The organism is Bradyrhizobium sp. CCBAU 11434 (assembly GCF_028128895.1).
GTDB classification, from domain to species: Bacteria; Pseudomonadota; Alphaproteobacteria; order Rhizobiales; family Xanthobacteraceae; genus Bradyrhizobium; species Bradyrhizobium zhengyangense.
Genome location: NZ_LBJX01000100.1, coordinates 390662 through 402003 on the forward strand (window position 1 = coordinate 390662; position 11342 = coordinate 402003).

At 63.8% G+C, this 11342-nt stretch carries 14 protein-coding genes; 10 read left to right on the forward strand and 4 right to left on the reverse strand.

The window, feature by feature from the left end:
• The first annotated feature begins 268 nt into the window (after nt 1–268).
• Nucleotides 269–1096 carry an HD domain-containing protein gene (locus XI06_RS34205; RefSeq protein WP_237863783.1) on the forward strand — a complete coding sequence of 276 codons (828 nt, stop codon included), beginning with the start codon at nt 269–271 and terminating at the stop codon, nt 1094–1096.
• An 86-nt stretch (nt 1097–1182) separates the two neighbouring features.
• Nucleotides 1183–1635: a TspO/MBR family protein gene (locus XI06_RS34210; RefSeq protein WP_237863784.1), complete on the forward strand. Its 453-nt coding sequence runs from the start codon at nt 1183–1185 to the stop codon at nt 1633–1635.
• 5 nt (nt 1636–1640) lie between these two features.
• Here XI06_RS34210 and XI06_RS34215 read toward each other — a convergent pair whose 3' ends face one another.
• The 4 genes from XI06_RS34215 to XI06_RS34230 form a co-directional block, all read right to left on the reverse strand.
• Entirely contained in the window at nt 1641–2240 is a 600-nt protein-coding gene (locus tag XI06_RS34215; protein ID WP_237889617.1) for a sigma-70 family RNA polymerase sigma factor, read from the reverse strand.
• 68 nt (nt 2241–2308) lie between these two features.
• Nucleotides 2309–2962 carry a ChrR family anti-sigma-E factor gene (locus XI06_RS34220; protein WP_237889618.1) on the reverse strand — a complete coding sequence of 218 codons (654 nt, stop codon included), beginning with the start codon at nt 2960–2962 and terminating at the stop codon, nt 2309–2311.
• A 1-nt stretch (nt 2963) separates the two neighbouring features.
• Entirely contained in the window at nt 2964–3503 is a 540-nt protein-coding gene (locus tag XI06_RS34225) for a sigma-70 family RNA polymerase sigma factor (RefSeq protein ID WP_333909386.1), read from the reverse strand.
• A 286-nt stretch (nt 3504–3789) separates the two neighbouring features.
• On the reverse strand, nt 3790–4122 hold the full coding sequence (locus tag XI06_RS34230) for a hypothetical protein (RefSeq protein WP_237870681.1): 333 nt from the start codon (nt 4120–4122) through the stop codon (nt 3790–3792).
• A 98-nt stretch (nt 4123–4220) separates the two neighbouring features.
• Here XI06_RS34230 and XI06_RS34235 point away from each other — a divergent pair, with 98 nt between their 5' ends.
• The 8 genes from XI06_RS34235 to XI06_RS34270 all read left to right on the forward strand — a co-directional run bounded on the left by XI06_RS34235 (nt 4221) and on the right by XI06_RS34270 (nt 11334).
• Nucleotides 4221–5111 (forward strand): alpha/beta fold hydrolase, encoded by an 891-nt coding sequence (locus tag XI06_RS34235; RefSeq protein WP_237863789.1) that lies wholly within the window; start codon nt 4221–4223, stop codon nt 5109–5111.
• 66 nt (nt 5112–5177) lie between these two features.
• Nucleotides 5178–6701: an FAD-dependent oxidoreductase gene (locus XI06_RS34240; RefSeq protein WP_271607317.1), complete on the forward strand. Its 1524-nt coding sequence runs from the start codon at nt 5178–5180 to the stop codon at nt 6699–6701.
• Nucleotides 6702–6804: 103 nt separating this feature from the next.
• Complete coding sequence (locus XI06_RS34245) at nt 6805–7380, forward strand: HdeD family acid-resistance protein (protein WP_237863791.1); 576 nt, start codon at nt 6805–6807, stop codon at nt 7378–7380.
• 23 nt (nt 7381–7403) lie between these two features.
• On the forward strand, nt 7404–7628 hold the full coding sequence (locus tag XI06_RS34250; RefSeq protein WP_237863792.1) for a hypothetical protein: 225 nt from the start codon (nt 7404–7406) through the stop codon (nt 7626–7628).
• A gap of 387 nt (nt 7629–8015) precedes the next feature.
• Nucleotides 8016–9233: an acyl-CoA dehydrogenase family protein gene (locus tag XI06_RS34255; protein WP_237873700.1), complete on the forward strand. Its 1218-nt coding sequence runs from the start codon at nt 8016–8018 to the stop codon at nt 9231–9233.
• 321 nt (nt 9234–9554) lie between these two features.
• A complete protein-coding gene (locus XI06_RS34260) occupies nt 9555–10046 on the forward strand; it encodes a septal ring lytic transglycosylase RlpA family protein (RefSeq protein WP_237863794.1) in 492 nt (163 codons plus the stop codon).
• Nucleotides 10047–10135: 89 nt separating this feature from the next.
• On the forward strand, nt 10136–10399 hold the full coding sequence (locus XI06_RS34265) for a hypothetical protein (protein WP_237863795.1): 264 nt from the start codon (nt 10136–10138) through the stop codon (nt 10397–10399).
• A 419-nt stretch (nt 10400–10818) separates the two neighbouring features.
• A complete protein-coding gene (locus XI06_RS34270; protein WP_237863796.1) occupies nt 10819–11334 on the forward strand; it encodes an AAA family ATPase in 516 nt (171 codons plus the stop codon).
• The last annotated feature ends 8 nt before the right edge of the window (nt 11335–11342 follow it).

Sequence of the window (11342 nt, forward strand, 5' to 3'; positions counted from 1 at the left end):
GTGCAGGCGTCCAAGCCGCGCCGCAGCAGCGCTCCCGGCACTCATGGTGTGTCCCTTGCAAGATGAACGGCCGGCGCCTGGCCGCGGGCTGCATCGGACCGTGACCGCAACCGTGATGCTGCGCGGCGGCAGAGTAACATATTTACGTATTTTTGTTCCGGGATTTGGTCAGTCGCCCCAGATTGGGCTATGCTGGAGCCTGCGTCGAGGACGACAATGAGGCGTCGGGAGTTGCCGTGGGACACCACCGACAGACGGGGCTGCACCCATGATCACGTTACCGCGACTGGCGGCTGAATCCCTCGAGGAATTCCTCGGTAGCTTCATGCGTCGCCGGTACGATGAGGCTTCCGCAAGTATCGTCGAAAGCGCGACGCGCACCGCGATGGAATGCATCGGCAACAGCGATGCGCTCTATCACAATATCGAGCATACGATGCTGGTGACGCTGGCAGCCCAGGCCATTCTCCGCGGCCGAAGCCTTCACACCCATCTGTCGGGTGAAGATTACGTTCATGTCCTGATCGCCTGCCTCGCCCACGACATCGGCTATGTGCGCGGGCTGTTCGAGGAGGACGACGCCGACGGCTTCGTCATCGATGCGGCCGACACCAAGATCTCATTGCCGCGCGGTGCATCGGATGCGAGCCTGATGATGTATCATGTCGATCGCTCGAAGCTGTATGTCACGCGGAGGTTGCGGCATATTCCGGGAGTTGATCCGGAGCGCGTCGCCCGCGCCATCGAAGGCACGCGCTTTCCGGCGCGCCAGGGCCAGGAATATGACGACGAGGCCTCGATCCTCCGTGCCGCCGACTTCATCGGCCAGCTCGGCGATCCCAACTATCTGCGCAAGGCCAATGCGCTCTATTACGAGTTCGAGGAGGTCGGCATGAACCGCCAACTCGGCTACGATTCGCCCGCGGACATCGTGAACCGTTATCCGCAATTCTATTGGAACAGCGTCGCACCGCACATCCAGACCGAGATCGGCTATCTCAACAAGACCGAGATCGGCCGGCAGTGGATCGCCAATCTCTACAGCAACGTGTTCCGCGCCGAACGCGATATCTCGTTGTCCGGACCGCAGAAATAGCCGTGGAAGGTTTTGGGCTTCCGGGTGATCCGACTACGCTGCCCGCACGTTGAGAGGACGTTGCGCAGCAGTTTCGGATCACACACATGCAGAAGTTTGGCGGCCTCGCGGCCTTTGTTGTCGCAACTGTCGGAATCGGGATCGCGGTCGGGACGATCAATCTTCCCGGCGAATGGTACGCCGCCCTGCACAAGCCGCCGTTCAATCCGCCGAACTGGATCTTTGCTCCGGTTTGGTCGGTGATTTATGTCTTGATCGCTGTGGCCGGCTGGCGAACCTGGGAAAGGGACAAACGCGGCGTGGGCATGGCGCTGTGGGGCGCGCAGATGCTGCTCAACTTCATCTGGTCGCCGGTGTTTTTCTCGGCGCATCGTATCGATCTCGCCCTTGCGGTGATCGTCGTCCTGCTTGTCACGATTATCGGCTTCATTGTCGTTTGTTGGCGAGCCGACCGAGCTGCGGCGGTGCTGTTCCTGCCCTATGCCGCGTGGGTGGCGTTCGCCACGCTGCTCAATGCGAGCATCTGGCTGCTCAATTGAGCGGCTCAGCCGGTCTGCGCGACTGCACCACTCGTCCCGGCTTTGACGCAATCGCGTCGGACCGAGTCCAGCGTGCGTCGCAGCCAGGTCTTGATCGTACCGACCGGAACTCCGAAGCGCTGCGCCAGCATCAACCGGCTTTCACCGTCAAGATAGGCGCGCGACAGCAACTGCCGGCGCTGATCAGGGAGCCGCTCGATCGCGCGCGCGGCGATCGGCTGGGCGAAGTCGTAGTCGAATGCGTCTTCGGTCGCGGCGGTGTCGGGCACCGCCAGCGCTTCATCCAGTTCCGTCGTCGGCACCTGCTTGAGCCGCGCTGCGTCGATCGCGGTGTTGCGCATGATCGCGCACATCCAGGTGATCGGTGACGAACGGACCGGATCGAAGTGAGCTGCATGCTTCCAGATCTTCAGATAAGCGTCCTGGAGCAGATCGTCGAGGTCTGCATCGGACGGCGCGATCGGGCGCGCCGTCTTGCGCAGCTTGTTGCGCGTCGCGGCAAAGAGCTCGGCGAAGGCGCGCTGGTCGCCGCGCCCGACGCGGGCGAGAAGATCGCTCAAGCGCTCGATCGTCGGGTCCCGTGCCGTCAGTCTGCCGCAGCTCATTCCCTCGTCCTCCAGCATTACCTGCCAGCAGAACGAAGGCGCGACGCGACTGGATCACATGAGGGCGCTCAAAGCCGCACGAAGGGCGAGATCAATCGGCCAAGCCAGCCGTGCATCTGCAAGTCCCCGCTCATGGCCACAAGGCACAGGCACGGCATGTCGCTGCCGACGAGCGGCTGGTGATCGACCTCGCCGTCGCCGAAGTCGAAATCGCCTGGCCGGTATTCGCCGCCCTGATGGCTGAAGCTGCCTTTGAGCACCAGGGTCAGCTCGGTCCCGGTGTGCGAATGCTCCAGCATGCGCGTTCCGGGCGCGGACCACAGCAGGAATGCGCGCGACTTGTCCGCGCCGGGCAGGACGATCGGTTGCATCTTGACGCCCGGCGCCACGCGCCGGCTCTTGGCGAACCGGCATCTGCGCAGCATCTCGGGCAGGTCGTCGTCGAGCAGCGGCACCGGCTGCGAAGAGGTCGGCGCCGGCGTCGATGCCGTCTCCGGCTCGTCGATCGCAGCCATGATGGTCGCGAACGCGTCGTCCGCCATGGCGACCGGAGCGGCCTGTTCGAGCGCGGCACCTGCAAGCTGCTCGATCGCGGCGATGAAGCGCTGGCAATTTGGGCATTGCGCGGCATGGACGCCGATGACGAGACGGTCGGCCTCGTCGAGCCGGCCTGCGGCAAAATCCGCCAGCAGATCTTCGGGGGGATGGTGGTTGATGGTCATGTCAGTCGTCCAAGAGATCTTTGAGCCGCGCCATGGCGAGCCTGATGCGAGACTTCACCGTCCCGAGCGGGATACCGAGCCGCTCGGCGATCTCGCCGTGCGGGTGCTCCTCGATAAACGACATCCGGATCACAGTGGATTGCTCGTCCGACAATTGCTGGATCGCTGCCGATACGCGCGATACGTCGTCGCTCCGGCTCATCATGGTCTCGGGCGAGAGAGCGACCTCAGGCGTTTCATCGCGTTCTGCATTCACGGCAGCCTTGGCCCGGCGCGCCGCAGCCCTGGCAGAATCGATGCGCAGATTGCGCGCGATCGTGAAGATCCACGCAGCCGCGCCCGCGGACGCCGGGTCGAATTGGGCCGCCTTCCGCCACACCGTCAGCAGGGTCATTTGCGCGATCTCCTCCGCGGCATCGGCGCTCATCCCGGTCTTGACCAGGAATCCCTTCACGCGCGGAGCAAAATGCTCGAACAACAGCTTGAACGCGCCCCGATCGCCATGGGCCGCCACGCGTCCGATCAATTCAGCCCATTCCACGGTCGCCTTGGGCCTTTCGTTGGGTCTTTCGCCTGAAAATCCGCGAGGCCGGTCCCGCCGAGCAGCCGCCGCAGGGGTCCTGCGCCACACGGACCTGCTCACAGCGCGAAGACCGGTCGTCATGGAGCCTCGGTTGACATGTCCAGTCCCTAACGACGGGCGCGGTCAGCCGGATCACTCCAGGAGTCCTCTTTTTTAGAGGCCCTGCGCGGCCACGACAAGCGGCGCGAGCCGGAACCTCAGGGATCGACGACGAGAAGGCGTCGAGGCCGCCTGAGACGGCCGGTCAAACCTCTCGGCCATGCAGCTTCCAGAGCTCGTAGACGGTGTCCCAATCGGGAAGGTGATCGGGCGCGTAGCCGAAGATTTTGCCAGTCCCGAGGCTGCGGATGTTCTTCATCGCCTTGAGATGCGCTCCGCTCGCAACGAAATGGCGCATGCTGACAAGATCCGACCATGCCGTCAGCGTGTGATAAGTTCCGCCGACGACCTTCGCTTCGACTGCGACAACTCCGGCGGCACGACGCGCCTGCGCCAGCGATTGGACCGTTCGCCACCAGAATCGCGGCAACTGTGCGATACCGCGCGGGCGGAAGCCGGTCATGGAGACATAGACCATGCTGCACCTCGATCGTGATGCGGCAGGAACGGTGCGCAAAAGGAGTTGGATCACCGACGGGCGCGAGTTAGGCTCGAGCGCCAGGTCGAGTGAGCAGCATGCAATACAAATCCGTTACGACTGACGTTCTGGACATTGCCTATCTCGACTACGGCGCGCCCGATGGCTGGCCCTGCATCATGGGCCACGGTTTTCCCTATGACGTGAACGCCTATGCCGAGGCCGCGCCGATCATCGCGCAGGCCGGCGCGCGGGTGCTGGTGCCGTGGCTGCGCGGGTACGGGCCGACGCGGTTCCGTTCGGCTCAGACGTTGCGGTCCGGCGAGCAGGCGGCGCTGGGTGCCGATCTGCTGGCCTTCATGGACGCGCTCGAAATCGAACGCGCCGTCGTCGGTGGCTATGATTGGGGCGGCCGCGCGGCCTGCGTCGTCTCGGTGCTGCACCCTGAGCGCGTCGTCGGGCTCGTCTCCGGCAATTCCTACAACATCCAGAACATCGCGCGCGCGATGGAGCCGGCCTCGCCGCCGGTGGAGGCGGCGCTTTGGTATCAATATCTCTTCCACAACGAGCGCGGCCGCCGCGCGCTGGAGCGCAACAGGCGCGGCTTCGCCCGGCAGCTCTGGATGATGTGGTCGCCCAAATGGCAATTCGACGATGCGACATTCGAAAAGAGCGCGGTGTCGTTCGACAATCCCGACTTCGTCGACGTCGTGATCCATTCCTATCGCCATCGCTTCGCGCTGGTCGAAGGCGATCCCGCCTACGTCGCGATCGAAGCGAAGCTCGCCGCGCAGCCACAGGTCCGCGTCCCCACCATCGCGATCGACGGCGACAGCGACGGCGTCATCCCGGGCACCGCCCACCACGCGGAGAAATTCGAGGGCTTCTTCGAGCGGCGCGTCTTCGCCGGTGCCGGCCACAATCTGCCGCAGGAACGGCCGGCCGAATGGGCGCAGGCCGTGCTGGACGTACGGAAAGCGGCATCCTGATTTTCCCGATCGCAGGAACTTTTCGCGGCTGCCGTCGTCCAATCCTGAACTGCCAGGGAGATGACCATGACCGAAGACAAGAAGCCGAGCGGATCCGACCTGACCAAGGGCCTGTCGCTGAGCGCGTTCAAGGACGGAAAATTGCTCGGCCATGTCGGTGAGGAGGACGTTTTGCTCGTCCAGGCCGGCAGCGAGATCTTCGCGATCGAGCCGCTTTGCAGCCACTATCACGGCCCACTTGCCGAGGGGCTGGTGGTTGACGACACCATCCGCTGCCCCTGGCATCATGCCTGCTTCGCCTTGCGCACGGGCGAAGCCACGCGGCCGCCGGCGCTGAGCGCGCTGGCGGTGTGGGAGGTTGCGCGCGATCAGGACAGGATCACCGTTGCGCGCAAGCGCGAAGCGCCGAAGCCGCGGACGGCTCATCGCAGCGCGCCGACATCCGAAAAGTTCGTCATCGTCGGCGGCGGCGCGGCTGGCTTTGCGGCGGCCGAGACGCTTCGCCGCGAAGGATTTGCCGGCGCCATCACCATGCTCAGCAATGACGGCGCAATGCCGGTCGACCGGCCCAACCTCTCCAAGGATTATCTCGCCGGCAACGCGCCGGAAGACTGGCTGCCGCTGCGTGGCGAGGACTATTACCGGGACGCCGGCATCGATATCAGGCTGAACACTGATGTCTCGGGGATCGACCCGAAGACGCGGAGCGTCACGCTCGGCAATGGCGACAAGCTGCCATTCGATCGGCTGCTGCTCGCGACCGGTGCGGAGCCGGTCAAGCTCCAGATTGCAGGCGCCGACCAGCCGCATGTCCACACCTTGCGCTCCGTCGCCGACAGCCGCGCCATCATCAAGGCATCAGGGAGTGCCAAGCGCGCGCTGGTGATCGGCGCCAGCTTCATCGGGCTTGAGGTTGCTGCCTCCTTGCGGGCGCGCAAGATCGAGGTCCACGTGGTCGCGCCCGAGGAGCGGCCGATGCAGAAGGTGCTCGGCCCCGAGATGGGCGACTTCATTCGTGCGCTGCATGAAGAGAACGGCGTAGTCTTTCACCTCGAGGACACCGTGGAAAAGCTCGAAGGCACGCGTGCGACGCTGAAGAGCGGCGCTGTCATCGAGGCCGACCTCGTTGTAGCAGGCATCGGCGTCAAGCCACGCCTGGTGCTGGCCGAGCAGGCGGGGCTTGCCGTCGATCGCGGCGTCAGCGTGAGCGAATATCTGGAGACCAGCGTCGCCGGAATCTTCGCGGCCGGCGATATCGCGCGCTGGCCCGATCCGCATTCGCGGCAGACCATTCGCGTCGAGCATTGGGTGGTGGCGGAGCGGCAGGGCCAGACCGCGGCGCGCAACATGCTCGGCAGGCGCGAGCGTTTCGATGCCGTGCCGTTCTTCTGGAGCCAGCATTATGACGTGCCGATCAACTATGTCGGCCACGCCGAGAGCTTTGACGACATCGCCATCGACGGCAGCATCAAGGACCGGGATTGCCTGCTGAAGTACCGCAAGGATGGCCGGGTGCTCGCGGTTGCCTCAATTTATCGCGATCTCGATAATCTCAAGGCCGAGCTTGAGATGGAGCGGTCGCGCGCTTGATCTGCGTCAACGCTGGCGCCCGCTGGGCTGATCTGCTGGCTGTCGTCCCGGCGCCGTGCTATCCTGAGATGTGCTCTGGGGCATCACATGCAGGAGGCGCGTCATGACGTCTGCTTCGGATACCTCTCCCCATCCTGGCCTCGGCTCCGGCATCGCGGCGTTGCACGGCAAATGGGGCTGGATCGTCGCCCTCGGCGTCGTCTACCTGATCGCCGGCTTCGTCGCGCTCGGCAGTGTGGTGATGGCGACGGTGGCGAGCGTGATCGTGGTCGGCGCGATGATGATCGTTGCCGGAGGCGCCGAGATCATCGGCGCCTTCCAGATGAAGAGCTGGGGCAAGTTCCTGATCTGGGTGCTGCTCGGCGTGCTCTATGTCATCGCCGGCATCCTCACCTTCGATAATCCGCTGTTCGCGGCAGTCCTGCTGACGCTGTTTCTCGGCATATCGTTGATCGCGTCCGGCGCTGTCAGGCTGTTTCTCGCCTTCAGCATGAAGCGCGAGAGTCCGTGGGTGTGGGTCGCGCTGTCAGGCGCCATCACGCTGCTGCTCGGTCTCTTGATTGTGGCGCGCTGGCCGGTCAACAGCGTCTACATCCTCGGCCTGTTCCTCGGCATCGATTTGATCATGGCGGGCGCCGGCTGGGTGAGCCTGGGCTTCAGCCTGAAACGGCGGCACTAGGCGGGACGGGAAGGGGGAACGCGATGCGTTGGCTCTACATTGCCGTCATCGTTCTGTTCGCTGCCGCGACGGTGATCTTTGCCGCGCAGAATTTCGAGACGGTCACGATCTCCTTCTTCAGGATGAATCTCAGCCTGCCGCTCGCGGTCCAGACCCTGGTCGTCTACCTGCTGGGAGCGGCGACCGGCGGCAGCCTGTTCGCGTTGTTGCGGCGTTCCTATACGGGATCGAAGCGCGGCGCCGAGTAACCAGCAACTCGACGCAAGACCATCCCGCGGAACTCCGCTGAGCTGACGCACTGGCAAAAGGCAGCACGCCGCGTGATCGCTTCGCGCGGACGATAAGCGCCGGGGAGAAACCACCCTCAACACCACGCCGCAGGATTTCTGGCCGATCAAGCACGACTATAGGCTCCAGTTCGACGGCAACGACTGGGTGGCCGCGAGCGAACTCTTGCGCGGGACGTGAGCGAGCCGGGTGAGTGGGCGCTCCCCGCTCGCTCGGTACCGTAGGGTGGGCAAAGGCGCACTTGCGCCGTGCCCACCATCTCTCTCGATCGAAAAAAATGCGTGGGCACGCTTCCGCTTTGCCCACCCTACGATACTGGCGCGAAGGTGGACGAACAGGAGACCCTTATGCACTTCCAACACTCCGCCCGGTCGCTCGAGCTTCAGGAGCGCGTCCGCCGGTTCATGCTGGAGCAAGTCGAGCCGGTCGAGGAGCTCTATTACGAGCAGGTGAAGCCGGAAGCGGCGCGCTACAAGACGCCGCAAGTGTTGCAGGACCTGAAGCGGCTGGCGCGCGAGCAGGGGCTTTGGAATCTATTCCTCTCCGGCGAGCACGGTCCCGGCCTCTCTAATCTCGAATATGCCCCCGTGAAGGAGATCATGGGCCGCATTCTCTGGGCGCCGGAGGTGTTCAACTGCTCGGCGCCCGATGTCGGCAACATGGAGGTGCTCGCGAATTACGGCACGCCCGCGCAACAAGAGCGCTGGCTAAAACCGCTGCTGGAGGGGCGCATCCGCTCCGGCTTCTCGATGACCGAGCCGCAGGTCGCCTCCAGCGATGCCACCAACATCCAGTGTGCGATCACGCGTGACGGCGACGACTATGTCATCAACGGCCGCAAATGGTTCACCTCAGGCGCGATGAACGAGGATTGCGAGATCCTGATCGTGATGGGCAAGACCGCGCCTGACGATCCCGATCGTCACCGTCAGCAATCCATGATCCTGGTGCCCAGGAACACGCCCGGCGTCCGCATCGTCAGGGACATGCTCACCTACGGCTATGATGACGCGCCGGCCGGCCATCCCGAGATCGTCTACGACAATGTCCGCGTGCCCGCCGAGAACATGCTGCTCGGCGAAGGCCGCGGCTTCGAGATCGCGCAGGGGCGGCTCGGTCCCGGCCGCATCCATCATTGCATGCGGCTGATCGGCTGCGCCCAGCGCGCGCTGGAATTGATGTGCCGGCGCTCGGTGTCGCGGGTGGCCTTCGGCAAGCCGCTCGCCGAGCAGGGCTCGGTGCGCGAGGACATCGCGCACTCCTTCTGCGAGATCACGCAGGCGCGGCTGCTCACGCTGCAAGCCGCCGACAAGATGGACCGCGAGGGCAACAAGGCCGCGCGCGACCTGATCGCCGCCGCCAAGATCGTGGTGCCGAGCATGGCTGCCCGCGTCATCGACCGCGCCATCCAGATCCATGGCGCCGCCGGCGTGTCGCAGGACACGTTCCTCGCGCGCGCCTATGTCTATGCCCGCTTCATCCGCATCGGCGACGGCCCCGATCAAGTGCATCTCGCCGCCATCGGCAAGGAACTGATCAAGCACGGTGGTGTCATCGGAGGCTAGAGCTTCTGTTGCAAGACAACGGTATGCAAAGGTTCTGAAGTTCCGCGCCATTGCGGTTTTCACGGACGTTGCGCAGTGGATCCTGCCGCTGAGCACGTAAGACTCCGGGGGGCGACCGCGGAGGTCATGTTGCTGACTCATTCCCTGTTTTAGACAGCGATAACGAAGACACGCGGGGACCGCTCAGGTTCTCGCAACGGTTCCGCGGCCAGGGGTTGGCGCGAATCCGCAAGAGACTGGCGCAAGTTCAAAAACGCTGACGCGTTCGCTTCGCCACGTTCTGCGGCATCGGGAACCGCACGAAAATTCAAAGGAGATGTAATGGTGTTCCGCTCGAGCGCCGCAGTTTGCGGCGCCCTGGTTGCGCTTGTCGTTTCTGTGACCGTTGCCCGCAGCGAAACAAGTGGGGCTCAATCAAGCGCCGTCGTCGAAGCCGCCTGCGAGGGAGCAATCGTTGGCGCAGCATCCACGTATAATCCATTCAAGCCCGGCAAGGAGGAGGGCGGCCCGAAAACAGCCACCGGCGAGCGTTACGATCCCGAGGTGTGGACAGCTGCGATCAAGACGAGCCTGCGCGGGAAGTTCGGCGGGGTCCAATTCGGCGCGCGACCGAAATATGCGCTGGTCGAAGCTGCCGGCAAGAAGGTCATCGTCAAGATCAACGACGTGGGGCCGCTCAGGCCTGGCCGCATCATCGATCTCAACGAGCGGACGATGCGCCATTTCGATCCGAGCATGGAGCTTGGCGTCATTCCCGACGTCACGGTCAGGCCGCTCTCTGGCGACGATTGGATACCGGGGCCGGTCGGTTGAGCGTTCGTTGATCTGGATCAACGAGGAGATGCCGCGGGATGGCGCGATGCGATTGCGCATTCCCGCTCGCATCGTACCGGAGCCCAATCATGTGGGTCCTGATGTATGTGTTTTCCTATTCGGTCAGTCCCGCCGCAACCAATGACAAGGCGGAATGGCGGCTATTGCCGACCGTAGTGTTCCAGGAATTCACCAGCGAGGAACGGTGCAAGGCGGCGAAGTCGACGCTCGAGGGGAGCTTGAGCCAGGCCGGCGCCAGGTTGAGGAGCGGCCTGGAGGATCTGAAGAGCCTGGGCAAGGCCGATCCCAGCCAGATCATCATTGCCTATAACGTGGAATGTCTGCCGAAATAGATTGGCGACCTCGCCCGCGCGGCCTTGGCGGCGAAGGCCCTTGGGCCACGTCACAATCGTCTCAACTGCGGTTTTGGCACAAACTGCACAGACGCGCCGCGTTATCATAGGTTAACGTTGGGCATGGGCAGCGACCTGATCATACGTGTCCTTGTCGTCGCGGCCGGTGCGTTCACCGTGGCTGCCGCCTCCCTGCTCATTTTCGGCTCTTGATCTATCTCAATTTGACGCACCGCGCCTTGGCGTTTCCTGCGTTCTGCAGGACAGGCGGACGAGGTGCAACGATGCGGCCTTGGGCTTTGCATTCGCTGGTGTGGGGGCTGACGGCGATCGGCTTGATAGCCATCATCTCCATGCTGCTCTGAGGGCGTCGGCGCCCGTGCCGTTGCAGATCCAGGCGCGCCGGCGGATGATGAGGCATGATAGGCAAGCCCATCCTCATCGTTTTCGCCGGTCTTCCTGCCACCGGAAAAACCACGCTTTCACGCGAACTGACGCGGCGGTATGCGGCGAGCTATATCCGCGTCGATGCAATCGAGCAGTCCTTGCGCGCGGCGGGCCATGATGTCGGTCCGATGGGCTACGTCATCGCCAACGCGCTGGCGGCGGAAAACTTGAAGCTCGGTCGCGCGGTCGTCGCTGATAGCGTAAATCCGGTTCTGGCAAGCCGCGAGGGCTGGCGGCAGACGGCACTGCAAGCATCAATACCCATCGCCGAGATCGAAGTGATCTGCAGCGATGTGGCTTTGCACCGGCAGCGGGCGGAGACGCGCAAGTCCGATATTCCCGGCCTCAGGCCGCCGACCTGGCAGGACATCGTCACCAGGCACTACGAACCGTGGGATCGAGACCATCTGGTGCTCGATACCGCCCATGATTCGGTCGATCATCTGCTTGCGCTGGTGGAGATCTATCTTCGCGATGTGATGGAGTGATCGGGTTC